Source organism: Streptomyces sp. 8N706 (assembly GCF_052245415.1).
GTDB lineage: Bacteria > Actinomycetota > Actinomycetes > Streptomycetales > Streptomycetaceae > Streptomyces.
The window spans coordinates 25,364-51,754 of record NZ_JBQQBW010000012.1 but is presented as its reverse complement, the minus strand read 5'-3'; the positions used below and the strand labels follow the sequence as shown (position 1 = coordinate 51,754).

The following is a 26,391-nucleotide window of genomic DNA, read 5'->3' as shown; positions in this document are numbered from 1 at the left end:
ATCCCCAGGCTTGTGAACTTGTGAATACATTCCCAAGGGGGATTCACAAAGGAGGTGGCCCCATTCCATGCTCGTCCGTGACGCCATGAGCTCGGTGGTTCTCACCATCGGACCCACGCATACGCTCCGCCAGGCCGCGCGGCTGATGTCCGCGCGAAGGGTCGGTGCCGCTGTCGTCCTCGACCCGGGGGACAGCGGGATCGGCATCATCACCGAGCGCGACATACTCAACTCCCTGGGCGCCGACCAGGACCCGGACAACGAGAAGGCCCACGCCCACACCACGACCGACGTCGTCTTCGCCGCACCCGGATGGACCCTGCAGGAGGCCGCGGAGGCCATGGCGCGCGGTGGCTTCCGGCATCTGATCGTGCTCGACGATCTCGAGCCGGTCGGGTTGGTGTCGGTCCGCGACATCATCCGCTGCTGGGTCCCGGAGCGCCGGGAGGCGTCGCGAGCGCTCGCCGGCTGACGCGGCGCGGCGGCACCACGGAAAGCCGGAACGCGGACCCTCCGGAACGCGGGAACGCGGGAACGCCGGGCACGAAACGAGGCACCAGGCACACCAGGGGCCGGATCCTTTCCCGGATCCGGCCCCTGGTCACGACGAGCGTCCGGTCAGCCGCGCAGGGCCTGGACCGCGGCCTCCAGCCGCTTGCCGTAGTCCGGGTCCGCCTGGCGGAAGTTGTTGATCGCTCGCTCGATGATGTCCTCGCGCGACACCTTGGCGATGAAGCCCGAGAGGTTGGCGATCAGCCGCTCCTTCTCCGGCTCGGACATCAGACGGTAGAGGTTGCCCGCCTGGACGAAGTCGTTGTCCTCGGCGTGTACGGGCGCCTCGTCGTTGCCGGTGCAGCCGTTCACGGCGGTCGGCTGCCACAGCGGCCTGTCGGTCTGGACCGGTCCGCCGAAGCTGTTCGGCTCGTAGTTCTTGGCACGGCCGTGGCGGCCGTCGTAGAGCACGCCGTCACGGCCGTGGGTGCGCGCCTCGGCGGCGTGCGGACGGTTCACCGGAAGGTGGTCGGCGTTGATACCGACGCGGTAGCGGTGCGCGTCGCCGTAACCGAAGAGGCGGCCCTGGAGCATCTTGTCCGGGGACGGGCCGATACCCGGCACGAAGTGCGCCGGAGAGAAGATCGACTGCTCGACCTCGGCGAAGACGTTCTCCGGGTTCCGGTTGAGCTGCAGCTTGCCGATCTCGATCCGCGGGTAGTCCGCATGGGGCCACACCTTGGTGAGGTCCAACGGGTTGAAGCGGTACGTGGCCGCGTCGGCCGCCGGCATGATCTGGACGTATACGGTCCAGCTCGGGAAGTCACCGCGCTCGATGGCCTCGCGCAGATCGCGCTGGTGGCTGTCCGGGTCCTCACCGGCGAGCTTGTTGGCCTCGTCCTGCGTGAGGTTCTTGATGCCCTGGTCGGTCTTGAAGTGGTACTTGACCCAGAAGACCTCGCCGGCCTCGTTGTTCCACTGGAAGGTGTGCGAGCCGAAGCCGTCCAGGTGGCGGTAGGACGCCGGAATGCCGCGGTCACCGAACAGCCAGGTCACCTGGTGGGTCGACTCCGGCGACAGTCCCCAGAAGTCCCAGACGTTGTCCGCCTCCTGCGAGCCGGTGTACGGATCGCGCTTCTGCGTGTGGATGAAGTCGGGGAACTTGATGGCGTCCTTGATGAAGAACACCGGGGTGTTGTTGCCGACGAGGTCGTAGTTGCCGTCCTCGGTGTAGAACTTCAGCGCGAAGCCGCGGGGGTCACGCACCGCGTCGGCCGAGCCGAGGTTCCCCGCGACCGTGGAGAAGCGCAGGAAGGTCTCGGTCTGCTTGCCCACCTGGGAGAGGAACTTCGCCCGGGTGTACTGGGTCACGTCGGCGGTGACCGTGAACGTGCCGTACGCACCGGCGCCGCGGGCGTGCACCACCCGCTCCGGGATCCGCTCGCGGTTGAAGTGCGCGAGCTTCTCCAGCAGGTGCTGGTCCTGGACCAGGACCGGGCCGCCGGTGCCCGCAGTCTCGCTGTTCTGGTTGTCCGCGACCGGAGCGCCGGACTCCGTCGTCAGCGGTCCCGTCGACTTGGCTGCCTCGCCCTGCACCGTCACGTGCGCCTCCTGCGTATCGTCTGTCGCTTGGCAAATACCGAACCGATCCTACATTAGACAATGTCTACGTCAAGATGATGCCGAAGACCGTACCCGTTCGGGGCACTGCCCCCTCGCTGTTAGGCTGATTGTCATGAGTGACCTGCTGGAACGACTTCGAGGACGCGGCTGGCGCCTGACCGCGCAGCGGCGGGTCGTGGCCGAGGTTCTCGATGGCGACCACGTCCACCTGACCGCGGACGAGGTGCACGCACGTGCCGCGGAGCGGCTGCCCGAGATCTCGCGCGCGACCGTCTACAACACGCTGGGCGAGCTGGTCTCCCTCGGCGAGGTGATCGAGGTCAGCACCGACCGCCGGGCGATGCGGTACGACCCGAACGCGCACCGCCCGCACCACCACCTGGTGTGCGCCAAGTGCGGCACGGTCCGCGATGTCCACCCCGGCGGCAATCCGCTCGCGGACCTCCCGGCCGACGAGCGCTTCGGTTTCACCGTCTCGGATGTCGAGGTCACCTACCGCGGACTCTGTCCGTCCTGCGCCTCCGCCTGAGCGGGCGGCAGCCCTGAACGACCTGGGAGGGCCGGCCCGGCGTGTTCGTGAACGCCCGGCTGCCCCCGCGTTCCCCAGGAGCCCGCAGCGAGCCCAGGCGCGGTGAGCACGGGAACCCCCCACCGAGGTCGGGTACGAACCCGCGGCTGAGCATGACGAAGGCCCGGATCCTGAGGATCCGGGCCTTCGTCCTTCGTAGCGGGGACAGGATTTGAACCTGCGACCTCTGGGTTATGAGCCCAGCGAGCTACCGAGCTGCTCCACCCCGCGTCGGTGTGCCCCAACTCTAACCTCACGCCGACGACCAGCGCAAATCCTTTGAGGAGGGCGCCTCCGGTCTCCGGGGCGCGATCTTGTCACCGCTGTCCCGCCCCGACGGCCGGTTCGCTCATGAGGCTGCCCGGGGACTCCGCGATCCGGTGACCCGACCGGCCCGGGCGCAGCCCCCGGACCGGTCGACGCCATACCGCGCGCACCTCACGCCGTCAGCTCCTGCTGGAGCGCGTCGCGCAGTCGCGCCGCTCGCTCGGCGACCTCCACCGGGCCCAGCTCGACCGCCCGCGAGCACCAGCGCTGCCCCTCCGCGAGGTCGCCGCGGCGGGCGGCCAGCAGCGCGAGGCGCAGCGCGGCCCGGCCGTGGCCCGCCTCGGCCGCACGGGCCCACCAGAGCGCAGCCTCCGGCTCGCTGCCCTCGCGAGCGAGCAGCAGGCCGAGATTGAACGCGCCGTTGCGGCTGCCCGCCTCGGCGGCCGTGCGGTACCAGCGCGCGGCGGCGACCACGTCGCCGCGGAACGACGCGATCATCCCGCAGCGGACCTGGGCCCGCCGGTGGCCCTGCCCGGCCGCCCGCTCGTACCACTCCTCGCATTCGGTGGCCCCGCCGTCCCCCTCCTCGGGGCGCTGCCGTCGCTCCAGCAGTGCGCCGAGCCGGAACGCCGCCTCCGCGCTGCCGCCGCCCGCCGCGCACCGCAGATGGCGTTCCGCTGTCCGCTCGTCGCCGTCACGGAGGAGCCCTATGGCGGCCTGGAGCGCGGCCTCGGTGTGTCCGGCCGCGGCGGCACGCTCGTACCACCGGCGCGCGGCCCGGTCCTCGTCACGACCCGCGTGCAGGATGCCGAGGTTGAACGCGGCATCCACGCTCCCCGCCTCCGCGGCCTTGGAGAACCACGGCTCCGCTCCGGCCGCGTCGCCGCGCTGGAGCAGCAGTACGGCGAGAGCGTTGGCCGCCTCGCGGTGCCCGGTGTAGGCGGCGCGGCGGTACCACTGCTCGGCCTGGGAGGTGCGGCCCTGCTCGGCGCAGAGCAGCCCGAGGTTGAACGCACCGTTGTTGTCCCCGGCGTCGAGCGCGGCGCGGTACCAGCGCTCGGCGGTCTGCGGCTCGCCCCGGTCGGCGTGCAGCGCGCCCAGGGCGTTGGCGGCGTTGCCGTCGCCGTCCTGGGCGGCCCGTCGCCACCAGATCGCGGCGCTGTCGGTGTCGCCGGCGTCGCGCAGCAGGAACCCGAGCGCGCACGCGGCTGCCGGCTCACCGTCCTTGGCCGCGGTGAGGTACCAGCGGCCGGCTTCCTGGATGTCGCCGCGCTCCTCCAGCAGCGTGCCCAGGTGCAGGGCGGCACGGCGGTGGCCGCGGGCGGCGGCCTGCCGGTACCACTGTTCGGCCTCGGTCGGCGCCGTGTGCGGGTCCTCACCGTCACAGGGCGGCTTGTCGGGGGTGGCAGCGGGCGGCCCCGGGCTGTGCCTGTCGGAGCCGTACGGGTCCGAGCCGCCCCGGCCCGGGCGGTGCTGGTCCAGGATGCGGGCGAGCCGGTACGCGGCCTCGCGGTGCCCCTGCTCGGCGGCGGCGCGGAACCAGCGCTCGGCGCCGGCATCGCTGCGGTGTTCCCGCAGGTCGGCGAGCGCGTAGGCCCCGAGGGCATGGCCCGACTCGGCGGACTGTCGCAGCCAGTACTCCGCGGCGGGCTCGTCGCCGCGCTCCCGGTAGTGCCGGCCGAGGGCGTGCGCGGCCGCGGCGGAACCGGCGACGGCGGCGATACGCCACCAGCCCGCCGCCTCGTCCGCGTAGCCGCGCTGGTGCAGCAGGACACCGAGGTTGTTGGCCGCGGCCCGGTCACCCGCGGCGGTGGCGGCACGCAGATACGGCTCGGCGCCGTCGAGGTCACCGCGGCGCAGCAGCTGCGCGCCGAGGACACTCGTCGATTCGGCGTCCCCGCCCTCGGCGGCGTGACCCTGCCGGGTGGTCTCCTCCTCCGCCTCCGCGGTGAGCGTGGTGGTGTCGTTGCAGCTCGAAGTGACCGTCGGCATAGCAGGACCCTGCCCGTCCTCGGGCGAGGCCGCAAACCGGCCTGATTCCAACAGTTTTGCCTTGTCCCCCATAAGGGCCATCGTCGCACCACCTGCAACCCGCGTACACCTGGTATACCGCAGCCCATGAAGTCACTTCGGCGTTTTGTCGACTTCCCGACACAGCTACTTCCCAAACGCCGGCCCCATGGACGTCCCCCACACAAGCGAAGGGCCCGGAGTCAGTTGACTCCGGGCCCTTCGATTTCAGTAGCGGGGACAGGATTTGAACCTGCGACCTCTGGGTTATGAGCCCAGCGAGCTACCGAGCTGCTCCACCCCGCGCCGTTGTGCGGCAACCGTACCACGGGCGGGGTGGTGCCTGATCAGCTGCCTTGCTTCGGGCTCTTGTCACCCGCCTTCTCATCGGCCGCCTTCGCCTCCGCGTCGGCGGCCCGCTTCAGCGCTGCCTCGAGGTCGTCCTGAGCCTCACCGTAGGCGGTCCAGTCCTGCTCCTGAAGCGCCTTCTGCCCTGCCTCGAAGGCCTTTTGGGCGTCGTCGAGCGCCGCACGCACCGTCGGATCGGCGGACGGCGGACGCGTGCCCTCGGCCGGCGGCCTGGTCGTCTCGCCCGGCGCCTGCTTGCCGAAGACCTCGTCGAGCGCCTCACCCAGCGTGTTCCGGAAGGCGGTCTTGTCGTTGTAGGAGACCAGAACCTTCTTCAGCAGCGGGTAGTTGGTGCCGGCGCCGCGCACATAGACCGGCTCCGCATAGAGCAGGCCGCCGTCGAGCGGGACGGTGAGCAGATTGCCGTACTCGACCTCCGAGTCACCTCTCTTGAGGATGTTGATCTCGTTGGCGATGGCGGTCTCGGAGTTGAACTTGCTCTGCACCTGCTGCGGGCCGGACACCGTGGTGTTGGACGGCAGCTTCAGGATTCTGATCTTGCCGAAGTCCGGACTCTTGGCGTCCGCGTCCACCGCCATGAAGGCACCGAGGTTCTCGCGCCCCTTCGGGGTGAAGGTGGTCGTCAGTGAGAACGACTGCGCCTTCTGGTCCGGCATCCGCATGCTGAGGTAGTACGGCGGGACGGCATTGCCCGACTTGTTCGTCGGATCGTCCGGCACCTGCCAGACCTCACTGCCGCTGTAGAACTGCACGGACTTGGTCACGTGGTAGCGGGTCAGCAACTGGCGCTGCACCTTGAACAGGTCCTGCGGGTACCGCAGATGACGCATCAGGTCCGGGTCGATCGAGCTCCTCGGCTCCACCGTCCCCGGGAACGCCTTCTTCCAGGTCTTGAGGACCGGGTCCTTGGTGTCCCACTCGTACAGCTTCACCTTGCCGTCGAAGGCGTCGACGGTGGCCTTGACCGAGTTGCGGATGTAGTTGACCTGGTTCTGCTGGGCGACCACGGCACGCTGGCCGTTCGTCAGCGAGTCGGCCGTCGTGTCACCCAGCGTCGTACGCGAGGAGTACGGGTAGCCGTTGGATGTGGTGTAGGCGTCGACGATCCACTGGACCCGGCCGTCCACGACCGCCGGATACGCGTCACCGTCGATGGTCAACCAGGGCGCGACGGCCTCGACCCGCTCCTTGGGCGTGCGGTTGTAGAGGATCCGCGAACCGTCCCCGATCGCACCGGAGTAGAGGATCTGCGGCTCGCCGAACGCCACCGCGTACGCCGCGCGGTTCACCGGATTCGCCAGGTTGACGCCGCTCTTGCCGGTGTAGCTGTAGAGCTTCTCGCCGCTGGCGTCGGAGTAGTCGAGCTCCTTCTGCGGCCCGCCGACGATCGAGTACTGCGAGGTCTTCTCGCCGTAGTAGATCCGCTGCTGGTACGAGCCGAGGCTGCCCTTGGTGGGCAGGTCGGACTCCGTGAAGTCCGGTGCCCCGCCGGCCGTCACCGACGTGCCCTTCGCCGCCACCGCGCCATAGCCATGGGTGTACTTGAAGTGCTCGTTGATCCAGTTGCGCTCGGGGATGCCGTTGATGTTCAGCTCGCGCAGACCGATGACGGTGTCCTGCTCCGTGGCGTTCTTGCCGGGGTAGCGGTCGACGTCGAGCGTGGCCGGGAAGCCGTAGTAGCCGCGCACCTGCTGGAGCTGCTGGAAGGTCGGCGAGACCACGTTCGGGTCGAGCAGCCGCATGCTCGCCGTGGTGTCCACGTCAGCGCGCAGCTTCCGGTCGTCCGTGGTGTCGCCCTTGCCGGAGTAGTCCGCGACCTTCGAATTGTCGATGCCGTACGCCCTGCGCGTGGCATCGATGTTCTTCTGGATGTACTTCGCTTCCTTGGCCTGCTCGTTCGGCTGGACCTGGAACTTCTGCACGATCGCCGGGTACAGCCCGCCGATCAGGATCGCCGACAGCACCATCAGACCGAAACCGATGACCGGCAGCTGCCAGGTGCGCCGCCAGAGCGTCGCGAAGAAGAGCACGGCGCAGATGACGGCGATGCAGAAGAGGATCGTCTTCGCCGGCAGATAGGCGTTGGCGTCGACATACCGCAGGCCCGTCCAGCCGTTGGTGGACTTCAGGTCGCTCGACTTCACGGCGAGGCCGTAGCGGTCGAGCCAGTAGGCCACGGCCTTGAGGGAGACGAAGATGCCGAGCAGCACCGACAGATGGCCGGTGGCGGCGCCGGTGGCCCGCGCGCCCGGGCTGGTGATCCGCAGACCGCCGTAGAGGTAGTGCACCAGCGCGGCCGCGATCAGGCTCAGCACCGCGGCGGCGAAGCCGAAGCCCAGCAGGAAGCGGTACCAGGGCAGGTCGAAGGCGTAGAACGCCACGTCCTTGTCGAACTGCGCGTCCTTGGTACCGAACGGGACCCCGTTGACCCACAGCAGCCAGGTGCGCCACTGGCCGGAGGCGGAGGCGCCCGCGATCAGCCCCACGACAGCGGTGACCCCGAGCAGCACCCACTTCTTGTACGGGGCGATGCTCATCCGGTACCGGTCGAGGCTCTGCTGCTCGACCGACATCGCGCTGAGCGGCGGGCGCAGCCGGTGCGCCAGCCAGATGTTGACCCCGACAGCCACGGCCATGAGCAGGCCGAAGACGAGGAAGAGGCCGATCTTGGTCCACAGAGTGGTGGTGAAGACCGACGAGTAATCAACCGAGCGATACCAGAGCCAGTCCGTCCAGAACCCGGCGAACATGACGAACAGCATGGCCAGCACGGCCAGCACGCCCAGTGTCATGAGCAGGGTCCGGACGCGCCGAGAAGGTCGGGCGACTCTGATCCGCGGCCCTGTCGGGCCTCCGCCGCGGTCCGGCATCTGGAAAGCCAAGGTGCGCACCTCGAAAGTTTCGCTGTCGTATGAGCGGGCCCCGCGATAGTAGGGGCCCACTCATGCAACTTACTCAGGCTTTACCCAGTTCCCGTTCCGGGTCACGAAGGGGGCAAGATATCGAGCATGTCCAACCAAACCCCCGGTAGCACTCCCATGGCCGCCAGTCCGCTGACCCGTGCCGTACTCGAGATCGACGAGTACGCCTCCGGCCTCGGGTGGGACCAGCCCGCCCGGCTCTTCGCCCTTGTCGACACCGACCGGCTGCGCTCCCAGGAGCCGGGCCTCGCCGCCCAGCTCGGTATCGACGACAGCGCGGACGCCGCTTCCCTCACGCCCGTGGAACAGGACGAGCTGCCGGCCGGGGCTCCGCTCGACGAGTTCCTCGCCACCATCGCCTGGCCCGACGCCGTGGCCGGATGTGCCATGACCGTGGAGCGGCTGATGCTCCCGCCGTCCGCCGAGGCGTCCGTACCGGAAGGCCTGGACGAGGCCGAGCTGGCGCAGTGGGTGGCCGGCCAGCCGGGCCGCCAGGAGGTCCGGATGACGGTCGCCGTACTGCGGGACGGTACGCGCGAGACGGCACTGCGGCTGCGCGAGAAGGACGCGCCCAACGACGTGCTCACCGGCTCCGATCTGGTGCCGGGGCTGGCGGAAGCCCTCGCCGCGACGTTCGCCGAGTGACACCCGTGATCCTCGGCCGAGCGGACTGACGGCGAGGGCCGCCTCCGCGTGAGCGGCGGCGGCTCAGCCGGGGAGCGCGGTCGGGCGGAAGCCCTGTCGGGCGCGGAGCCTGGTCAGGCGCTGAGCGGTGCGCCGAGGAGCGTGGTGGGGCGCGGAGTCCGGCCGGCCGCGGGGCCTGGTCAGCCCGTCGTGCACCGCGGCAGGTCGGCCGTGTTCTCCTTGCGGATGTCCTCCAGAGCCTTGACGGCGTCGCCTATGGTGTCGACCTTCACCAGAGTGAGGCCGCCGGGTACGTCCCTCGCCGCGGTGGCGCAGTTGTCCTTGGGCGTGAGGAAGTACTCGGCGCCCTTGTTCCGCGCCCCCACGGTCTTCATCTGGATGCCGCCGATGGGGCCGACCTTGCCCTTGTCGTCGATCGTGCCGGTGCCTGCCACGAATGCGCCGCCGGTCAGGTCGCCGGGCGTCAGCTTGTCGACGATCCCGAGCGCGAACATCAGACCGGCACTCGGCCCGCCCACGTCGGCGAGCTTGATGTCGATCTTGAAGGGGAAGGTGTGGTCGGGGCCGGCCTGGATGCCGACGATCGCCCGGCTGTCGTCGGGAGCCTTCTTGGTGGTGACGGAGACCGACCGGGTGGTCCGCGGCTCCGGCTTGCCGGCCTTCTCCGCCGCGGCCGCAGCCTTGGCCGGGACGAGGGTGAACTCGACCCGCTCCCCCGGCTTGTGCTCGGTCACGAGCTTCGCGACGTCCGCGGGCTCCTCGACGCGCTTGCCGTCCACGGACTTGATCACATCGCCCGCGTGCAGCCTGCCCTGCGCCGGGCTGCCCTTGACGACGGATGCCACGACCACGCGCGCGGTGACCGGGACGTCCAGCTCCTTGAGGGCCGCCACCTTGGCGCTCTCCTGGGACTGGCTGAACTCCTCGGCGTTCTCCTGAGTGGCCTGCTCCGCCGTCTGCCCGTCGGGGTACAGGGTGCTGTGCGGGACCACCGCGTCGTCGTGCGAGAGCCAGCCGTAGACCGCCTCGAAAAGATTCATACGGTAGTCGGCGCCGGTCACCCGGACCGTCGTCATGTTGAGATTGCCGGTCGCCGGATACGTCGTGCGACCGGAGACCTGCAGCACCGGCTCCCCGCCGTGCTCGCCGAGGGTGTTGACCGTGGGTCCCGGGGACATCTCCGAGTACGGCACGGGGATCAGCACCCCTGCGCACAGCAGCGCGATCAGCATCAGAGTCGAAGCGAGCATCGTCGCGGTGCGGCGTGGCATGGAACGACAGTACGGGACGCGCACGACAGCGCACTCCTGGGGCCGGGTCCATACCGGATCCTCAAGGGCCCGGGGGCCGGTCACAAGGGGGCATCTCGCGTGCCCTGTGGACGCGGTCAGGTGAGTCCGCACGGCCCCGGGTTCGTACGCCCCTCCAGGCACGTTCACCGGGCGCGTACGCACGGCCGGGCGCGCACGACCGTCGTCGGCCCGCGTCGGAGCCGGAGCCCGAGTCGTCCGACGGCGACGGCGCCGGAGCCCGAGTCGTCCGACGGCGGACGGAGCCTGAGCCGCGTCGTCAGGCAGCGGCGTCGGAGCCCGAGGGCGCGTCGGAAGCGGAAGCGGATGCGGAGCGGGAACGTTCCATCGCTTCACGGAAGCGGGCGTAGCCGTCCAGTTCGGCCACATCACCGATCTTGCGGTTCCGCGCGGCCCAGCGGGCCCACACCGCGGCGACGAGGGCCGCGACGACCGGAATCAGCAACCAAGCGAGCGCCGCCATACCGGCCTCCCGACCCCATACACAACCGCAACTGACCGATGAGCAGATTAACCCTCCGCCAGATCAACGCTCACCGCAGGGGCCGGGTTACGCAACACGGAGTAGGCCGTCCGTGGTTGCCCGTGCCGAAGAACGTTTGCCGCGGAGCTCGTGGCGGTCGGTGCGGCGGCACCTCACCGGCCGGAGGCCGGCCCGGGTGCCGGCCGCTCGCCGCGAGTCGGCGAACCTCCCCGGTCACAGCCCTACGCGCCGACCCAGTCCTCCGTTCCGTCCGCGAATTTCTGGTGCTTCCAGATCGGAACCTCGCGCTTGAGGTCGTCGATCAGGCGGCGGCAGGCCGTGAAAGCCTCGTCGCGGTGCGGACAGGAGACGGCCACGACCACGGCAAGATCACCCACGGAGAGGTCGCCCACCCGGTGGACAGCGGCCAGGGCCCGTACCGGGAAGTCCGTGGCGATCTTCTCCGCCAGGCGACGCATCTCCGCCTCGGCGCTCGGGTGGCAGGAGTAGCCGAGGGCGGTGACCTCGGCCCCGCCGTCGTGGTCGCGCACCGTACCGACGAACAGCGCCGTACCACCGGCGGCGTCGTCCCCGACGGCCGCGAACACCTCGTCCACGGAGAGCGGGGTTTCGCGGATCGCGAGGAGGCGGATCGGGTCGGGCGCCGCCGCCTCGCCGGGGTGGTCGTCCGTGCGTGCCATGTGGTCCATCGTGTCGCACCTGCCTGGATAACGGAATCCGTATCACGGAAGAATATGTCCACAGTTGCCCCGCTGTGCGCGGGGTCGGCGGCTACCCCCTGCGGCGGGCCTTCCGGGCCCTTCTGACCAGCGCCGCCGTACCGACCAGGGCGACCGTCGCACCGGCCGCGCCGAGCGTCGTCGCGTCCTTGCGGCCCAGACGGCGGCCCGCGACCGTATGCCGGCCGGCGACCTCCTCCAGAAGCTCCCCGAGGACTTCCTCGTTCGTCCACTGCGGGCGCCACCCGGCGTCGTGCAGCCGGCTGCCACTGACCACCCAGGGATGCATGGTGTAGGCGAGGTCGCCCGCCGGAGAGGGGGTGAGGCCGAGGCGGTGGAGGCGCGAGGCGGCCCCGAGCGCGACGGACGACGGCAGCTCCATACGCCGGATTCCGGTCAGCTCCTCCACCTCCTCCTGCTCCAGCCAGCCGTCGCAGCCGACCGCGAACTCGCCCTCGACCTTCTCCAGCGCCGCGTACTCCAGGGCGCTGACCAGGTCCTCGACATGGCAGAACTGCCAGGTGGGGCGGGACCCGGCGACGACCAGCAGGCGGGGGGACTCGAAGTAGCGGGTGAGGGCGGTGTCCGTACCGCCGACCAGGATGGCGGGCCGCACCACCGTGACATTGAGGCCGGGGTGGGCCCGGGGCGCGCGGCGGCCGAGCCGCTCGATCTCCAGCAGGTCGCCCACCCCGGTGGCCTCGGCGGTGGCGCGCAGCTCCGCGTCCTCGGCGAGCGGCACGTCGTTGTCGGGCAGGGCGCCGTAGACCATCGCCGAGGTGCACAGGACGACCCTGTGCACTCCGGCCGCCGCGGCCGCGGTCAGCACCGTCTGGGCGCCGCGTACGTTGTAGGCGGTACGGGCGGCGGGGTCGGTCTCCAGATCGAGATCGACCGCGAGATGCACCACGACATCGGCGCCCCGCAACTTCTCCGCGATGGCCGGATCCCGCACATCGAGCAGATGCCACTGCGCCTCGGACACATCACCGCGGCGCTCGTCGATGGCCACGACCTGCTTGATCTCCTCGGACGCGGCGAGCCGCCGCGTCAGCAGGGCGCCGATGCCGAGAGCGGCGCCGGTGACAGCGACGACAGGGCGCCGCGAGGGCGCCGAACCATCGTTTCGCGCTGCGCGAACGTTCGGATCTGGGGAACTCACCGGGCGTCTCCAGCGGTTGTCTTCAGTACGTACCGGAGTGACGCGTACGTACCAGGTGACGTCCATCCTGCCGCAGGCATTCAGGCAGCCAAGCACCGAGCCTAGAGGTGTGCGGAGTGTCTACGCTGGGTGTTGATGTCGGGCAGTCGCCGTCGGCCCCGGTCGGCGGCCCTACGAGCCGAGGAACCCCGTGAGCGACAACCCATTCGGATTCGGCCTTCCGCCGGAGGAGCCGGAGGACGGCGACGACGGCAAGAAGAAGGGGGGCCAGGGCGGCCACCAGGGCCCCGCGAATCCGTTCGGGTTCGGCGGTGCGCTCGGCGGCAGCGGTGGGGACAACCCGTTCGCCGCGATGTTCGGTTCGCTCAACCCGAACGACCTGGGGGCGGCCTTCCAGCAGCTCGGACAGATGCTCTCGTACGAGGGCGGCCCGGTGAACTGGGACATGGCCAAGGACATCGCACGGCAGACCGTCGCTCAGGGCGCCGAGGGCACCAAGGACGCGAGCGTCGGCCCGGGCGAGCGGGCGGCCGTCGAGGAGGCGGTACGGCTCGCGGACCTGTGGCTGGACGGTGTCACCTCGCTGCCCTCCGGCTCGGGCGCCGCTGTGGCGTGGAGCCGCGCCGAGTGGGTCGAGGCGACCCTCCCGGTGTGGAAGGACCTGGTGGACCCGGTCGCCGAGCGGGTCGGTGCCGCGATGGGCGATGTGCTCCCCGAGGAGATGCAGGCCATGGCGGGCCCGCTGCTCGGGATGATGCGCTCCATGGGCGGTGCCATGTTCGGCACCCAGATCGGGCAGGCCGTGGGCATGCTGGCGGGCGAGGTCGTCGGCTCGAGCGACATCGGACTGCCGCTGGGGCCCGCGGGCAAGGCCGCGCTGCTGCCGGTGAACATCGAGGTGTTCGGCAAGGGCCTGGGCGTGCCGCAGGAAGAGGTGCGGCTGTATCTGGCGCTGCGCGAGGCCGCGCATCAGCGCCTCTTCGCCCATGTGCCGTGGCTGCGCTCGCACCTCTTCGGCGCGGTCGAAGGCTACGCCCGGGGCATCAAGGTGGACACCGCGAAGCTGGAGGACGCCGTCGGCCAGCTGGACCCGACGCACCCCGAGCAGCTTCAGGAGGCCCTGCAGCAGGGCATGTTCCAGCCGGAGGACACCCCGGAGCAGAAGGCCGCCCTGGCGCGGCTGGAGACGGCGCTGGCGCTCGTCGAGGGCTGGGTCGACGCGGTGGTCCATGCCGCCGCCGCGCCGCATCTGCCGTCGGCGGACCGGCTGCGCGAGACACTGCGGCGGAGGCGTGCGAGCGGCGGCCCGGCGGAGCAGACCTTCGCCACGCTGATCGGGCTGGAGCTGCGGCCCCGGCGCCTGAGAGACGCTGCCCGGCTGTGGGCCTCGCTGACGGACGCACGCGGGCTGGACGGCCGGGACGGCCTGTGGGCGCACCCGGACATGCTGCCGACGGCGGAGGACCTGGACGATCCGGACGGGTTCGTGCACCGCGAGCAGCTGGACTTCTCCGAGCTCGACAAGATGCTCGGTGAGGCCGCGGGCGGCGGGGAGAAGCCGAGGCTCGACAAGGACGGTCGCCCGGGCCGGGGCGACGACGCGGACGAGGGCGACGCGAACGGCCGGGGCAGCAAGGGCGACAGCGAGAAGTGAGCCTGCACGAGGACGCGGCGCATGTATTGAAGAGCTGGGGCCTCAGGAACGGGCACCCGGAGAACGCGCGCCGGGACGACGGAAGCCCGCAGAACCGGAGCCGGGACGACGGAAGCCCGCAGAACCGGAGCCTGAAGAACGCTGACCCGCGGAAGTCGGCCCCTCCCAGGGCTGACCATCCGGGCGGCCGCCATGGTGACCGCCCGGGCGTACCACATGGTGATCAGGAAGAGCTTCGTCTGGCGTATCTGGACCACCTGGCCACCCACCCGGACGGGATGTGGAAGGCCTGCCGCGCCGGACATATCACCGCGAGCGCGCTGGTGATCGATCCGGAGGGCGCACGCGTCCTGCTGACGCTGCACCGCAAACTGCGGATGTGGCTGCAGATGGGCGGGCACTGTGAACCACAGGACGCGACCCTGGCGGGTGCGGCCCCTGCGTGAGGCCACGGAGGAGTCCGGCATCGCCGGACTGACGTTGCTGCCCGGCGGTCCCGTGCGCCTGGACCGGCACCGGACGCCGTGCGCCTGGCACCTGGATGTGCAGTACGCGGCACTCGCCCCGGGCGGTGCGGTGGCGGCGATCAGCGACGAGTCGCTGGATCTGCGCTGGTTCGCGTACGACGAGGTTCCCGCGGTGGCGGACGAGTCCGTCGTACGGCTGGTGGACCGCGCCCGCACCCTCCTGTAGGACGAAGTGCCCACGGTGGCGGACGAGTCCCCCGTACAGCTCGTGGACCGCGCCCGCACCCTCCTGTAGGACGAGCTCCCCGACCTGGCCGACGAGTCCCCCGCACGGCGACAGCGGGCCGCGCCCGTCCCCCCCCCCAGGTGTACGGGCGCGGCCCTCGCCTGGGTCGCTAGCGGTTGGTCCAGACGTTGCCCTGGTTCTGGCCGTGAGCACCCTGCCCGCCCGTGCCGTACTGGGCGCGCAGGCCCTGGCCGATCTCCGCGTTCTGCGGCGGCATCAGCTCGCTGGGCTGGACCAGCGCGTAGCCCTGGCCGAGGAAGCTGAGCTCCCAGCCCTCACCGGTGTTGCCCCGGCGCCGGAAGACACCGGAGGAGTGCGTCTGGGCTTGCATCTGGACCCGCAGCGAGCTGGACCAGGCGACGATGGCGTCGGCGTCGGCGTTGACGTACTTGTCCGGGGTGACCTGGAGCATCAGCGGCTGGCCCGAGGTCATCAGCGCGACCTTGCCGTGTCCGGTGATCTGCAGGTTGTACTTACCGGAACCCGAGATGCCGAACTGGCTGTCCACAGCGATCACCTCGCTGTGCAGCGTGGAGTCGAGCGCCAGGACGTAACTGCTGTCGACGGTCAGCCCGTCGCGCCCGACCTCGACCACATGCACGTACTGGGCGAGGTTGGCGAAGTAGACGGTGCCCTGCCCGGAGCAGCGCATCAGGTCCAGGCCCTCGCCGGTGTGAGCGCGGGCGCGCTGCTGCCCCGAGGTCCGGTACTCGGCGTCGAACTCCATCAGCCCCTGATAGGCGACCATCGTGCCCTTGCGGGCGAGGACGTCGTCATGCCCGGTGAGGGAGACACGCAGCAGCTGTGGGTTCTGCAGCGCGTAACGGTCCTGCGTCTCGGTCTCGGTGAAGCCGAAAAGTGGACTCTGCATGGTGTGTTCGCTCCCCCTCAGCCCCGGGCCCGGAGCCGGTCGGTGCTGTCCTCGCTGGGCTGGACGACGACGAATCCCTGACCGGAGAAACCGATCTGGTAGGCCTCGCCGCTGCCCCGCCCGATCATCGACGACGCCTTGAAGCTGCGCTTCCCCTTCATCTTCAGACCGCTGGACCAGGCGACGAGCGCGTCCGGGTCCACATAGGTCTCGTCCTCCCCCCGCCCGCAGTCGACGACGATCGGGGTTCCGCGGGAGGTCAGGGCGACCCATCCGGTGCCGGAGACACCGACGTTGAAGAGTCCCTGACCCGCGAACTTGGCCATGCCCTTCACCCGTTGGACACCCCACTGGAGATGGGCGTCGAACGCGAGCAGATTGGTGCCGTTGACGGAGACCGACTCGTTGTCGAGATTGACGCAGACGACATCGGCGCCGTAGTCGGCGAGATAGAGCAGGCCGTCGCCGGTGCACTTCATCAGCGGGGCACCCTCGCCGGTGAGCCACTGGGACGCCATCTGGCGCACGGCGGGCGGATTGGGCTCGTACTGCACGAAACCCTCGTACGCGACCATCGAGCCGGTGCGCGCGAAGAGGTCCTGGCCGCTCTGCATGGCGACCTTGAGCATGCTGCGCCCGTGGTTCTCCATCCGGGCGGCCATCGGCGCCGGGGCGTAGCCCGCGATCAGTTGCTGGTCCATGACGGGCTCCTTCAGACCTCGTAGGGCTGGACGACGATGAAGTTGCCGGGCGCCCCGCGGAACTGGAGGTTCACGGTCTCGCCGCTGTGTCCCGGATAGGCGTTGCGGCGCAGGCTCACCTGGCTGGAGATGATCACCTGTGATGCCGCGGACCAGGCGACGATGGCATTGCTGTCGGCGAAGGTCGTCGGCGTGACCGGCAGGACCACCGGGACACCCTGGGTCTTCACCACGACGGTGCCGGTGCCCTGGAACTGCATGGTGAACAGGGCGCCACCGGGAATGCCATGGCCCTCGATGCGGCGCACCTCGTGCTGCAGCGACTCGTCGAAGGCGAGGACGTTCTCCGCCGAGACGCAGATCGCGTCGCCCTGGAGCTCGACCGGGTGAATGTGCGAGCCGTTCTCGGCGAAGAACACCTGGCCACGGCCCGTACAGCGCATGAGCTGCATTTCCTGGCCGGTGGCGTTGCCGACGACCCGGCCGCGGAAACCGGCGCCCTTGTAGCTGAAGTCGACCTTGCCCTGGTACAGCACCATGCTGCCCTGACGGGCGAGGACGGGCTGACCGTCGGCGCCGAGGTCGATCCTGATGAGCTGTTGGTTCTGCAGGGTCCAGCGCTGGCCGGTGGGCGCCTCACGGTACTTCTGGAGTGCGGCGCCGAGGCCGGGCGCCGACGTGCCGGGCGCAGGCGGCATGCCCTGCTGCGGTCCGCCGGGAGCCTGGCCCGGCTGACCGTACGGGCCGGGTTGTGCGGGCCCGCCGTACGGAGCGGGGGCCGGGGCCGGGGCTCCTGGGTGACCGTGCGGGCCGGGCTGGGCCGGGAACGGGCCGGGCTGACCCTGCGGCCCGCCGAACTGGGGCTGCTGGGCGGGGTACTGACCTGGCCGGCCGGCCGGCGGGGCCTGGCCGCCGGGCTGAGCCTGCCCGCCGGGGGGAGCGAGGGGCGCGGCGATGGTGGGGGCCGCGTGCATCTGCTGCGGCGCGGTAGGGGCCGGCGGCGGGGTGCCCTGCGGCGGACCGAAGTCGGGCGCCGGCTGGGGTGCGGCCGGGGGCTGGTCCTGGACCTGTGGTGCCGTCGGTGACTGAGCCTGGGGACCAGCCGGTGTCGGGGCCTGGGCATGAGGAACAGCCGGTGTCGGGGTCTGAGCCTGAGGAGCAGCCGGTGTCGGGGCCTGAGCCTGAGGAGCAGCCGGTGTCGGCGCGCTCGGCGGGGCGAACGCCGGTGCGGGCGCGGCGTTCTGCGGCGGCGCGAAGCCGGGTGCCGCCGGGGGCTGTTGAGCGGCGGGCTCCTCCTCGAGCACCTCGCCACCGAAGTTCCTCAGCAGCGCCTCGAGCCCGCCGTCGAAGCCCTGACCGACGGCCGCGAACCGCCATACGTCCTTCAGATAGAAATCACCGAGCATCACGGCGCGCTCGGTGCTGAATTCCGAGCCGGTGAAGGAGTAACGGACGACCTCTTCACCGCCTGCCACGATCCGGATGTAGCCGGGGCCGATCTGCGACATCTGGCCCGCGCCGTCGAGCGTGGCGGTGAAGGAGAGCTTGTGGATGTTCGCCGGGATGCGGTCGAGCGTGACGCGGAAGGACTCGGCGTCGCCGGCCTGCGCTCCCAGCTGCTGGATCGATTCCTCGGGCGACTTCGGCTGGTTGAAGAAGATGAAGTAGCGGTCGTCGGACAGCCGCTCCTCGGCGTCGAGGCCGAAGCAACTGATGTCGAAGGACAGCCCTGGACCCGATATCTGTACGCCGACGTACAGATCTGTCCCCGCTGTCAGTTCACTGATCCTGGCCTTGTGGCCCCGTTGGAATTCCCTGGCCATGCGTAACGACCGTCCCCCATCCGAACTGTGCAATGCGTTGCGTCAGGCTAACGGCTGAGACGGACAGCGGGCGATCCCCGGTGAGGCCACAGCTCGGCTACGCGTCGCGGGCCGCGGGCAGATGCGGCAGCCGGTCGGCCGCGACCACGCCTTCGAGGTAGCCGCGGGCCCGTTCGGTCCGTGGATACGCCTTCAGCAGCTCCCAGAAGCGCGGTCCGTGGCCCGGCACCAGCAGATGCGCCAGTTCGTGGACGAGTACGTAGTCGATGACGTACCCGGGCATGCCCTGCAGGCGGTGCGACAGGCGGATGCTGCCCTCCGCGGGGGTGCACGAGCCCCAGCGGGTGTTCTGGTTGGTGACCCAGCGAACGGTGGCGGGCCGGGCCCGGCCGTCCAGATACTGCAGGGACAGCTGCTCGGCCCGTTCGGCGAGTTCGCTGTCGTTCAGCATGCGCTTGCTCTCCTGGGCCGCCAGCTTGTCCAGCATGACGGTCACCCAGCGCTGCTCCTCGGCCTCCGACATACGAGCCGGGATGAGGACCACGGTGCGGTCGCCCTCGCGGTAGGCGGAGACCGTACGGCGCCGCCGGGCACTTCGGCGGACCTCGACCGCGCCTGTCCCGGAGCCGATGAGAGTCTGGCTGGTGGGGCTGCGCTGCGCGCTTCCGGCGCGGTGCAGTGGGTCGGCGGGCACGCCCCGACGTTACCCGCTGAAGGTGGGCGACGTCCCGCCCCTGGAACGGTTTGGGGAGGATACACACGGCCGTGTGCATGGTTTGAACGACTATTGCCCACCACCTGTGGACAACTTTCCGCGGCGAGCGTCCGACGGGGGGCATGCTGGTCCGGTCGGATCGGACGACGGGGGGATGGCCATGCACCCGATGCTCAAGCCCGCGCTGCGGCGCGGCTGGCGGAACCGGGAGAGCGTGCAGTTCGGAGTGGCTGCCGCGCACGCGGTGGTGTTGGGCCCGGTGGACACAGCGACGGGCAGCTTTCTTGATCTGCTCGACGGCACCCGCGGCCTGCCACTGCTGCGCAAGGAAGCCGCGGCGATGGGGCTGGCGGCGGGCCGGGTGGACGAGTTGGTGGACCGGCTCTGCACCGCAGGGCTGCTGGACGACCCGACGGCGCCCGGCCCGGGCGGCGGCCCCGCAGCTCGTGCGTGGGAGCGCGGCGCCGCGTGGGACCGGCTGCGGCCCGACCTGGCCTCGCTGTCAGTGGTGCATCCCGAGCCGGGCGCCGCTGTGCGGCGTATGACCGCACGGGCAGCCGTACGGGTGCGGGTCCGGGGTGCGGGCCGGGTCGGTGCGGCCGTCGCGGCGGCCTTGTCCGCTGCCGGAGTGGGAGCGGTGGACGTGACGGACGGCGGATGTGTCCAGCCGTGGGATGTCGCTCCGTCCGGGGTGCCTCCGGAGTCCGTCGGGGAACGACGGAGCGCGGCCACGAAACGCGTTGTGCGGGCCTGCGCTCCCGGCCCGCGTCCTCGGCGACCGGACTCCGCCGGGGCGGGCGAGCCGGCTACGGCGCTCGTGGTGATCGCCCCGCGCGACGGGCTCGCGGCGTACGCACCCGATCCCGTCGCCGCCGAGGAACTGATGGAGTCCGGGACACCGCATCTGTACGCGGGTGTGATCGAAGGCACAGGAGTCGTCGGTCCCCTGGTCCTGCCGGGTGGTTCGGCTTGCGCGAGGTGTCTGGCTTTGGAGCGGGCCGAACGGGAGCCTGCCTGGCCGCGGATGCTTGCACAGTGGCGATCCGGGCGCAGTGGGTCGGGCGGCGTGGCTTGCGACACCGCGTTGGCGACCATGGTGGCGGGGCTCACCGCCTCCTATGCGCTGACCTTTCTCGACGGGCGGCTTCCGCTCTGCACCGGAGCGCGACTGGAGTTCGCGCTCCCGGATCTGACGTGGGAACCGCGGCCGGTCACACGGCACCCGAGCTGCGGATGCGGTGCGATTCCCTCGGGTTCGGCCTCCGTTTCCGCTTCGCATGCGGAGCCGGAGCCGGGATCGGCCACCGGCGCCGGGTCCGGGTCGAACCCCGGCTCCAGGTCCCGGCCGGGGGCCTGGTCGAACCCGGGGCCCGAGGCCGGGTCAAGCTCCGGGGCGGGGCGCCGGTCGGGGGCCGGGGTGGGGCGCCGGTCGGGGGCCGGGTCGGGGGCCGGGCCGAACTCCGGGTCCGAGGCCGGGTCGGACACGTCCTGGGGCTGGGACTCCGGTGGGGACTCGGACTCGAGTGCAGATGAAGTTGCCGGATGTGGCGTGGGCCTCACCGCGGTGTCCCAGGCGCACGGGACAATGGGCGCGTACCACGGTCTGCGGCGTGGCCCCTGGGGGAGCCCCACGGGAGAGTGCAGTGGAGTTGGAGGGGCGAATGTCTGATCTTCCCCGCAAGGCGGTCACCCGTACCGCCAAGTTGGCCGCGCTGCCACTGGGATTCGCCGGCCGGGCGACCTGGGGGCTGGGCAAGCGGATCGGTGGGCGGTCGGCGGAGATCGTCGCCCGTGAGCTGCAACAGCGAACCGCCGACCAGCTGTTCAGAGTGCTCGGTGAGCTCAAGGGCGGTGCCATGAAGTTCGGGCAGGCGCTGTCGGTCTTCGAGTCCGCGCTGCCCGAGGAGGTGGCGGGACCGTACCGGGCAACGCTGACGAAGCTTCAGGAAGCGGCGCCTCCCATGCCGGTGCGGACGGTGCACTCGGTTCTGGAGGAGCGGCTCGGCGAGAACTGGCGCGAGCTTTTCGAGGAGTTCGAGGACAAGCCCTCGGCAGCGGCATCGATCGGGCAGGTGCACCGCGCGGTGTGGCATGACGGGCGGGAAGTGGCCGTCAAGGTGCAGTATCCGGGCGCGGGCGAGGCCCTGCTGTCGGATCTCACTCAATTGGGCCGGTTCGCCAGGATGCTGGGGCCGCTGATTCCGGGCATGGACATCAAGCCGCTCATTGCCGAACTGCGCGACCGGGTGTCGGAGGAGCTCGACTACGCCTTGGAGGCCCAGGCACAGCGGGCCCATGCGGAGGAGTTCGCCGACGACCCGGATGTGGTGGTGCCCGATGTGGTGCACCAGAGCGACCAGGTCCTGATCACGGAGTGGATGGACGGTGTACCGCTCTCCGAGGTCATAGCCCACGGCGGACAGGCGGAGCGGGACAGGGCGGGACAGCTGCTGGCCCGCTTCCTCTTCTCCGGCACGGCACGGACAGGCCTGCTGCACGCGGATCCCCACCCCGGGAATTTCCGTCTCCTGGTCGGTGACGCGGCCGACGGGCCGCCCGAGAAGTGGCGGCTGGGCGTGATGGACTTCGGGACGGTCGACCGGCTGCCGGAGGGGTTGCCTCCGACCATTGGCACCTCGCTGCGGATGACGCTGGAAGGGGACGGCGAGGCGGTCTACGCGATGCTCTGCGAGGAGGGCTTCGTCAAACCTGCCATCGATCTGCAGCCGGACGCGGTGCTCGACTATCTGCTGCCGATCATCGAACCGGCCCGGGTCGAGGAATTCACCTTCACTCGGAGCTGGATGCGTACCCAGGCCGCCCGGATCGCCGATCCCCGGTCGCCCGCGTACCAGTTGGGCAAGCAGCTGAACCTGCCACCGGCGTATCTGCTGATACACCGGGTGACGCTGAGCACCATCGGGGTTCTGTGCCAGTTGGGCGCGACGGTCCGACTGCGGGACGAACTCGTCGCATGGGTGCCCGGCTTCGAGGCCGAGGAGACGGGTGTGGACTCGACCGAGAAGAAGGAGACCGCGGCAGGGCCTTAGAGCTCTCACAGAATGGGCGATCGGCTCGCGAGGCCTGGCACCGCGCCTCGCGGCCGTCGCCGAGTCGCCCGAGCAGGCGCGGTACGAGGTCGGACCGACGTCTTGCGATCTACAGCACGAGCTGACGTTCGCCCGTGCTGGGAGGAGCTCCCAGGCCCGAGCCATCCACACCGCTCCATCCCGCTCCACCCCGCTCCATCCACCGGGGTCCCCGTCTCCGTCCGGGTGGGAGCATCCCCAGCGCACGGCCGGGAGCACCGTGGGTCCGCCGTGCGGGGAACGGTGGGGTCCTCCGCCGTGCGTTCACCACCAGGAGGAGTCGAGCCGTCCTTCGATGGCGCGGAGGTTGTCCCGGGCACAGTGCTCGCAGAAGTAGCGCCGGCCGCCGTTCTCCACAGAGCAGGTCCAGGTCACCGGCGGGGTAGGGCCTGCCACGCGGGCCCCGCAGCGGAAGCAGGTCACGGTCTCGTTCTCGGCACCTTGCTGAGCAAGGTGATGAGTGTGTTGGTTCACCTTTTCGACGATATCCCCGTGAACAGCAAGAGGAAGGGCACCACGCACCGCGGGGCCGGTTCGGCGAACCGGCCCCGCACCTTCGCAGCACGCTGCCGCGGTTACTGCATCACGGCCATGGCCAGGGCGCGCCGGGCCCGCAGCGAGGCGCGCTCGGCACGACGCTGCATACGACGGGCGGCGGCCACGCGCAGAGCCCTGCGTTCGGACTCGGCCTCCTGCAGCCGCGCTTGCATATGAGCACGGGCCAGGGCTTCTGGGATGAGTTGCATCTCTCGTGTCCTGTTCTGGCGCGAAGCCTTCGCGCCGATGGTGGTGTAAGGGGCGCCGCTGACGGACGGCTCGTGGGCGGACGGCTTCATCGTCGGGACCTGCTTCTGGGGTTCGTGCGTATGCGGACGGTCGATCGTTCCGAGGGTGGTCATGCCGCGACCGGGTTCTTGCGCGGGCGGCCACGCGGCCGCTTCCGCGGCACGACGACACCCTGGACGAAGAGCTCGCCACCCCAGACGCCCCACGGCTCACGACGGTCCTTGGCGCCCGCCAGGCAGGCCTCACGCAGCGGGCAGGTCTGACAGAGCGACTTGGCGTACTCGACATCGGCGGGCGACTCGGCGAAGAAGACCTCGGGGTCGTACGAGCGGCAGGGGATGAGCTCACCCAGGCGCTCGATCTCGTCGTCGAGCACGGTGAGCTGGGTCAGCTGAGTCAAGGGGACCTCCGAGTGGCCGGGCGGGGGGATCGCGGGGTCATGCGTTACGGACGGGGCGTGCGCTGGGCTGGGCACGGTTGGTGTCTTCCTCGTCTGTCGGGCCCGGCCTGGTGGGCCGGGAGGGTGGTCGGTACCGGGTGGCTTCCGGTTCCGCTGCCGGGGCGAACGTTGTGTTCTCCGGCAACGGAAAGGGCCGCGGATCCCGGTTCGGGTTCCGCGGCCCTGGAAGGTGCCGACCTGATCTGGCGATCAGGCTGGATCTCTCCAGGGTTCAAGGCCGCGGAAGGCCCGCATCGTGTGGTGCTCGGCCGCAGAGGTCGTACCGCCGGCGAAACCGCCATCGGTCCAGTTCTGCTGGAGGTCGGCACCCTTGGCCGCAAAGGCATAGGCCGAGGCCTGTGCCGCTGCTACTGCCGCCGGTGCCTGGGTCGGTCGCTCATTGACCGCGACAATGCCGCGCTCGACGCGACGTGCTTCGGCAGCACCGGAAAGACCGGTGAAGCTCATCCGGAGGCTCTGCAGGGAGCCAGGCCGGAGGGAGACGGAGCGAAGCACGGAGACGCCGGACAGGCAGGAGGCGACGACCTCACGACCGGACAGTTTGGTGATGCTGGTCATTGGGCTCGCCTCCTCTCGGCGTCTCGGGGGACTGGTCGGACCAGTCCGTCGGGCTCTTCAGTACAACACGGAGCAAGGGCTCGGAGAAGCCCGTTGCCTCCGTGCTCGGAAGGCTATTGGGATTCCTGCGGCATGCGCAAACTATTTTCTCGACGAGTTCGTCTCATTCGTCTGCGCTCCCGCCGACGGGGTCGGCGAGGCCGTCATCGGGGCCGGCATCGGGCAGGTCACGCCCCGGTTCCTCACCCGCGCACAACGCCAGCACATCCGCCCCGAACCGGTCCAGCTTGCGCCGCCCCACTCCGGCGATCGTGACCAGTTGGGACTCGTCGACCGGCACGGCCTCGGCGATGGCCATCAGCGTCTTGTCCGTGAAGACGCAGTACGCCGGCTGGCCGAGTTGCTCGGCCTGCTCCATGCGCCACTCCCGCAGCCGCTCATACAGCGCCTCATCCAGGTCGGAGGGGCAGTCCTCACACCGCATCATCTTTATCTCGCCCGCGTCGGTGAGCGTGCGCCCGCACACCCGGCACCGGATGGGCCCGCGCCTCCTGCGTTTGGCTCCGCCGCCCCGCTCGACGCCGCCCTTGCCGCCCGTGCCCCCGGTGGCGGCGGAGCCGCCCAGCCCCTGGAGGAAGCGGCTGGGGCGACGGCCCGCGCGGCCGCCCGGCGCTCGCGACAGCGCCCAGGAGAGGCTGAGGTGGACCCGTGCGCGGGTCACACCGACATAGAGGAGTCGGCGCTCCTCCTCGATCTGCTCGTCGGTCTTGGCGTAGGTGATCGGCATGATGCCCTCGGTCAGGCCGGCCAGGAACACCGCGTCCCACTCCAGCCCCTTCGCAGCGTGCAGCGAGGCGAGGGTGACCCCCTCGACGGTCGGGGCGTGCTGGGCGTTGGCCCGCTCGTCGAGCTCGGCGACGAAGTCACCGAGTGTCGTGGTCTCCGCACCCGCCGCGGAGCGGGCGGCGGAGAGCTGCTCGGCGAGCCGGACGAGGGCGGCCAGGGATTCCCAGCGGTCCCGCACGGCGCCGGAGCCGGCGGGCGGCTCCGGCGTCCAGCCCTTCGTGCCGAGCACGGCCCGCACCTGGTCGGGGAGGGCGGCGGCGTCCTCCAGGAGGGCGTCGTTGCCCCCCGCCCGGGCCGCGCCCCGCAGCGCGACACCCGCCTCGCGCACCTCCGGGCGTTCGAAGAAGCGCTCCGCGCCGCGCAGCTGGTACGGGATCCCGTGGTCGGCAAGCGCCTGTTCGTAGATCTCCGACTGGGCGTTGATGCGGTAGAGCACGGCGATCTCACTGGCCGGAACGCCTTCGCCTCCCTGGTCACGAGGCGTCATCAGCTCGCGGATGCGGCGGGCGATGCCCTCGGCCTCGGCCGGCTCGTCGGCGAACTCGGCGTGGACCGGCTCGGGTCCGGGGCCCCGCTGCGAGACCAGCTCCAGCCGGTGCTCGGCGGCCCTGCCCCGGGCCTGCCCCATCAGGCCGTTGGCCAGGTGCACGACCTGGGGAGTGGAGCGGTAGTCGCGGACGAGCTTCACGACCGTGGCATGCGGGTGCCGGGTGCGGAAGCCGAGCAGATGGTCGGGGGTGGCTCCGGTGAAGGAGTAGATGGTCTGACCGGCGTCGCCGACCACGCACAGGCTGTCCCGGTCGCCGAGCCACAGCTCGAGGAGACGCTGCTGCAGCGGACTGACGTCCTGGTACTCGTCGACGACGAAGTGCTGGTACTGGCGGCGGACCTGGTCCGCGATGTCGTGCCGGTCCTGGAGCACACCGACCGTCAGCAGCAGCACGTCCTCGAAGTCGATGACGCCGCGGTCGCGCTTCAGCTGCTCGTAGGTGCCGTAGATCCCGGCGATCTCGGCCGGGTCACGCGGCACTTCACGGCCGGATTTCGCGACGACGGCGGGGTAGTCCTCGGGCACGGTCTGGGTGACCTTCGCCCACTCGATCTCACCGGTGACGTCCCGCAGTTCGTTGCGGTCCAGCCGGATACGGCCGCGGGCGGCGGCCTCCGCGACCAGTTGGACCTTGCGCTCGACGAGCCGTGGGAGCTCTCCGCCGACCGCACGCGGCCAGAAGTACTGGAGCTGGCGCAGCGCGGCGGAGTGGAACGTACGGGCCTGGACACCGGCCGCGCCGAGCTGGCGCAGCCGGCCGCGCATCTCCCCCGCGGCGCGGTTGGTGAAGGTGACGGCGAGCACGCTGGAGGGCTGGAGGATCCCGGCCCGGACGCCGTAGGCGATCCGGTGGGTGATCGCACGGGTCTTGCCCGTACCGGCACCGGCGAGCACACAGACCGGCCCGTGCAGGGCCGTGGCGACCTCCCGCTGCTCGGGGTCGAGCCCGTCGAGCACCGCGTCGGCCGAGTCGGGAACCGCCGGGACCAGGGGGGCGGCGCTCCCCGTACCGGAG

The 26,391-nt window shown here is 70.6% G+C and carries 21 protein-coding genes, 2 tRNA genes and 2 pseudogenes; 7 read left to right on the top strand and 18 right to left on the bottom strand.

Annotated elements, in window-relative coordinates; all coding sequences use genetic code 11:
- Positions 1-67 precede the first annotated feature (67 nt).
- Positions 68-472 (top strand): CBS domain-containing protein, encoded by a 405-nt coding sequence (locus tag ACTWQE_RS07465; protein ID WP_443328015.1) that lies wholly within the window; start codon positions 68-70, stop codon positions 470-472.
- A 146-nt stretch (positions 473-618) separates the two neighbouring features.
- Here ACTWQE_RS07465 and ACTWQE_RS07460 read toward each other — a convergent pair whose 3' ends face one another.
- On the bottom strand, positions 619-2,094 hold the full coding sequence (locus ACTWQE_RS07460) for a catalase (RefSeq protein WP_443328014.1): 1,476 nt from the start codon (positions 2,092-2,094) through the stop codon (positions 619-621).
- Positions 2,095-2,227: 133 nt separating this feature from the next.
- Here ACTWQE_RS07460 and ACTWQE_RS07455 point away from each other — a divergent pair, with 133 nt between their 5' ends.
- Entirely contained in the window at positions 2,228-2,644 is a 417-nt protein-coding gene (locus ACTWQE_RS07455; protein ID WP_443328013.1) for a Fur family transcriptional regulator, read from the top strand.
- 196 nt (positions 2,645-2,840) lie between these two features.
- On the opposite strand, the gene ACTWQE_RS07450 is transcribed toward ACTWQE_RS07455, so the two are convergent.
- The 4 genes from ACTWQE_RS07450 to ACTWQE_RS07435 form a co-directional block, all read right to left on the bottom strand.
- A tRNA-Met gene (locus ACTWQE_RS07450) sits at positions 2,841-2,914 on the bottom strand.
- A 207-nt stretch (positions 2,915-3,121) separates the two neighbouring features.
- Positions 3,122-5,023 carry a tetratricopeptide repeat protein gene (locus tag ACTWQE_RS07445; RefSeq protein WP_443328012.1) on the bottom strand — a complete coding sequence of 634 codons (1,902 nt, stop codon included), beginning with the start codon at positions 5,021-5,023 and terminating at the stop codon, positions 3,122-3,124.
- Positions 5,024-5,192: 169 nt separating this feature from the next.
- Positions 5,193-5,266, bottom strand: a tRNA-Met gene (locus ACTWQE_RS07440).
- Between the two features lie 41 nt (positions 5,267-5,307).
- Positions 5,308-8,199: a UPF0182 family membrane protein gene (locus ACTWQE_RS07435; protein ID WP_443328056.1), complete on the bottom strand. Its 2,892-nt coding sequence runs from the start codon at positions 8,197-8,199 to the stop codon at positions 5,308-5,310.
- Between the two features lie 138 nt (positions 8,200-8,337).
- Between ACTWQE_RS07435 and ACTWQE_RS07430 the strand changes: the two genes are divergently transcribed.
- Positions 8,338-8,895 (top strand): PPA1309 family protein, encoded by a 558-nt coding sequence (locus ACTWQE_RS07430; RefSeq protein ID WP_443328011.1) that lies wholly within the window; start codon positions 8,338-8,340, stop codon positions 8,893-8,895.
- A 179-nt stretch (positions 8,896-9,074) separates the two neighbouring features.
- On the opposite strand, the gene ACTWQE_RS07425 is transcribed toward ACTWQE_RS07430, so the two are convergent.
- The 4 genes from ACTWQE_RS07425 to ACTWQE_RS07410 all read right to left on the bottom strand — a co-directional run bounded on the left by ACTWQE_RS07425 (position 9,075) and on the right by ACTWQE_RS07410 (position 12,570).
- Positions 9,075-10,166 (bottom strand): YlbL family protein, encoded by a 1,092-nt coding sequence (locus ACTWQE_RS07425; RefSeq protein ID WP_443328010.1) that lies wholly within the window; start codon positions 10,164-10,166, stop codon positions 9,075-9,077.
- 298 nt (positions 10,167-10,464) lie between these two features.
- Positions 10,465-10,668, bottom strand: a complete 204-nt coding sequence (locus ACTWQE_RS07420; RefSeq protein WP_443328009.1) for a hypothetical protein — start codon at positions 10,666-10,668, stop codon at positions 10,465-10,467.
- A gap of 242 nt (positions 10,669-10,910) precedes the next feature.
- Entirely contained in the window at positions 10,911-11,369 is a 459-nt protein-coding gene (locus ACTWQE_RS07415) for a molybdenum cofactor biosynthesis protein MoaE (protein ID WP_443328008.1), read from the bottom strand.
- 91 nt (positions 11,370-11,460) lie between these two features.
- Complete coding sequence (locus tag ACTWQE_RS07410; RefSeq protein ID WP_443328007.1) at positions 11,461-12,570, bottom strand: SDR family oxidoreductase; 1,110 nt, start codon at positions 12,568-12,570, stop codon at positions 11,461-11,463.
- A 190-nt stretch (positions 12,571-12,760) separates the two neighbouring features.
- On the opposite strand from ACTWQE_RS07410, the gene ACTWQE_RS07405 reads away from it, so the two are divergent.
- Together ACTWQE_RS07405 and ACTWQE_RS07400 are read left to right on the top strand one after the other, a co-directional pair.
- Complete coding sequence (locus ACTWQE_RS07405; RefSeq protein WP_443328006.1) at positions 12,761-14,224, top strand: zinc-dependent metalloprotease; 1,464 nt, start codon at positions 12,761-12,763, stop codon at positions 14,222-14,224.
- 218 nt (positions 14,225-14,442) lie between these two features.
- A pseudogene (locus ACTWQE_RS07400) lies at positions 14,443-14,917 on the top strand (NUDIX hydrolase); the annotation flags it as partial.
- 169 nt (positions 14,918-15,086) lie between these two features.
- Here the strand turns inward: ACTWQE_RS07400 and ACTWQE_RS07395 are convergent.
- From ACTWQE_RS07395 to ACTWQE_RS07380, 4 genes are all read right to left on the bottom strand, one after another.
- Positions 15,087-15,848 carry an AIM24 family protein gene (locus tag ACTWQE_RS07395; RefSeq protein ID WP_443328005.1) on the bottom strand — a complete coding sequence of 254 codons (762 nt, stop codon included), beginning with the start codon at positions 15,846-15,848 and terminating at the stop codon, positions 15,087-15,089.
- 17 nt (positions 15,849-15,865) lie between these two features.
- Positions 15,866-16,549 carry an AIM24 family protein gene (locus tag ACTWQE_RS07390; protein ID WP_443328004.1) on the bottom strand — a complete coding sequence of 228 codons (684 nt, stop codon included), beginning with the start codon at positions 16,547-16,549 and terminating at the stop codon, positions 15,866-15,868.
- A gap of 11 nt (positions 16,550-16,560) precedes the next feature.
- On the bottom strand, positions 16,561-18,372 hold the full coding sequence (locus ACTWQE_RS07385; RefSeq protein WP_443328003.1) for a TerD family protein: 1,812 nt from the start codon (positions 18,370-18,372) through the stop codon (positions 16,561-16,563).
- 97 nt (positions 18,373-18,469) lie between these two features.
- Positions 18,470-19,066, bottom strand: coding sequence for a M48 metallopeptidase family protein (locus tag ACTWQE_RS07380; protein WP_443328002.1), 597 nt, complete (start codon positions 19,064-19,066; stop codon positions 18,470-18,472).
- Between the two features lie 181 nt (positions 19,067-19,247).
- Between ACTWQE_RS07380 and ACTWQE_RS07375 the strand changes: the two are divergent.
- Positions 19,248-20,396 (top strand): annotated as a pseudogene (locus ACTWQE_RS07375) (ThiF family adenylyltransferase); the annotation flags it as partial.
- A gap of 352 nt (positions 20,397-20,748) precedes the next feature.
- Positions 20,749-22,137 carry an ABC1 kinase family protein gene (locus ACTWQE_RS07370; protein WP_443328001.1) on the top strand — a complete coding sequence of 463 codons (1,389 nt, stop codon included), beginning with the start codon at positions 20,749-20,751 and terminating at the stop codon, positions 22,135-22,137.
- Positions 22,138-22,440: 303 nt separating this feature from the next.
- Here ACTWQE_RS07370 and ACTWQE_RS07365 read toward each other — a convergent pair whose 3' ends face one another.
- The 5 genes from ACTWQE_RS07365 to ACTWQE_RS07345 form a co-directional block, all read right to left on the bottom strand.
- A complete protein-coding gene (locus ACTWQE_RS07365; RefSeq protein ID WP_443328000.1) occupies positions 22,441-22,650 on the bottom strand; it encodes a hypothetical protein in 210 nt (69 codons plus the stop codon).
- Positions 22,651-22,751: 101 nt separating this feature from the next.
- On the bottom strand, positions 22,752-23,075 hold the full coding sequence (locus tag ACTWQE_RS07360; protein WP_443327999.1) for a hypothetical protein: 324 nt from the start codon (positions 23,073-23,075) through the stop codon (positions 22,752-22,754).
- Entirely contained in the window at positions 23,072-23,437 is a 366-nt protein-coding gene (locus tag ACTWQE_RS07355) for a WhiB family transcriptional regulator (RefSeq protein ID WP_443327998.1), read from the bottom strand. Before ACTWQE_RS07355 ends, ACTWQE_RS07360 begins: the two co-directional genes overlap by 4 nt.
- Positions 23,438-23,611: 174 nt before the next feature.
- Positions 23,612-23,980 (bottom strand): hypothetical protein, encoded by a 369-nt coding sequence (locus tag ACTWQE_RS07350; RefSeq protein ID WP_443327997.1) that lies wholly within the window; start codon positions 23,978-23,980, stop codon positions 23,612-23,614.
- 163 nt (positions 23,981-24,143) lie between these two features.
- Complete coding sequence (locus ACTWQE_RS07345; RefSeq protein ID WP_443328055.1) at positions 24,144-26,333, bottom strand: ATP-dependent DNA helicase UvrD2; 2,190 nt, start codon at positions 26,331-26,333, stop codon at positions 24,144-24,146.
- Between the last annotated feature and the right edge of the window lie 58 nt (positions 26,334-26,391).

Bases quoted from the DNA above. Each gene is read 5' to 3' on its own strand.
- ACTWQE_RS07465 (WP_443328015.1), top strand. From the start codon at position 68: ATGCTCGTCCGTGACGCCATGAGCTCGGTGGTTCTCACCATCGGACCC.
- ACTWQE_RS07455 (WP_443328013.1), top strand. From the start codon at position 2,228: ATGAGTGACCTGCTGGAACGACTTCGAGGACGCGGCTGGCGCCTGACC.
- ACTWQE_RS07445 (WP_443328012.1), bottom strand. From the start codon at position 5,023: ATGGCCCTTATGGGGGACAAGGCAAAACTGTTGGAATCAGGCCGGTTT.
- ACTWQE_RS07435 (WP_443328056.1), bottom strand. From the start codon at position 8,199: ATGCCGGACCGCGGCGGAGGCCCGACAGGGCCGCGGATCAGAGTCGCC.
- ACTWQE_RS07430 (WP_443328011.1), top strand. From the start codon at position 8,338: ATGTCCAACCAAACCCCCGGTAGCACTCCCATGGCCGCCAGTCCGCTG.
- ACTWQE_RS07425 (WP_443328010.1), bottom strand. From the start codon at position 10,166: ATGCCACGCCGCACCGCGACGATGCTCGCTTCGACTCTGATGCTGATC.
- ACTWQE_RS07420 (WP_443328009.1), bottom strand. From the start codon at position 10,668: ATGGCGGCGCTCGCTTGGTTGCTGATTCCGGTCGTCGCGGCCCTCGTC.
- ACTWQE_RS07415 (WP_443328008.1), bottom strand. From the start codon at position 11,369: ATGGCACGCACGGACGACCACCCCGGCGAGGCGGCGGCGCCCGACCCG.
- ACTWQE_RS07395 (WP_443328005.1), bottom strand. From the start codon at position 15,848: ATGCAGAGTCCACTTTTCGGCTTCACCGAGACCGAGACGCAGGACCGT.
- ACTWQE_RS07390 (WP_443328004.1), bottom strand. From the start codon at position 16,549: ATGGACCAGCAACTGATCGCGGGCTACGCCCCGGCGCCGATGGCCGCC.
- ACTWQE_RS07385 (WP_443328003.1), bottom strand. From the start codon at position 18,372: ATGGCCAGGGAATTCCAACGGGGCCACAAGGCCAGGATCAGTGAACTG.
- ACTWQE_RS07370 (WP_443328001.1), top strand. From the start codon at position 20,749: ATGTCTGATCTTCCCCGCAAGGCGGTCACCCGTACCGCCAAGTTGGCC.
- ACTWQE_RS07360 (WP_443327999.1), bottom strand. From the start codon at position 23,075: ATGACCACCCTCGGAACGATCGACCGTCCGCATACGCACGAACCCCAG.
- ACTWQE_RS07350 (WP_443327997.1), bottom strand. From the start codon at position 23,980: ATGACCAGCATCACCAAACTGTCCGGTCGTGAGGTCGTCGCCTCCTGC.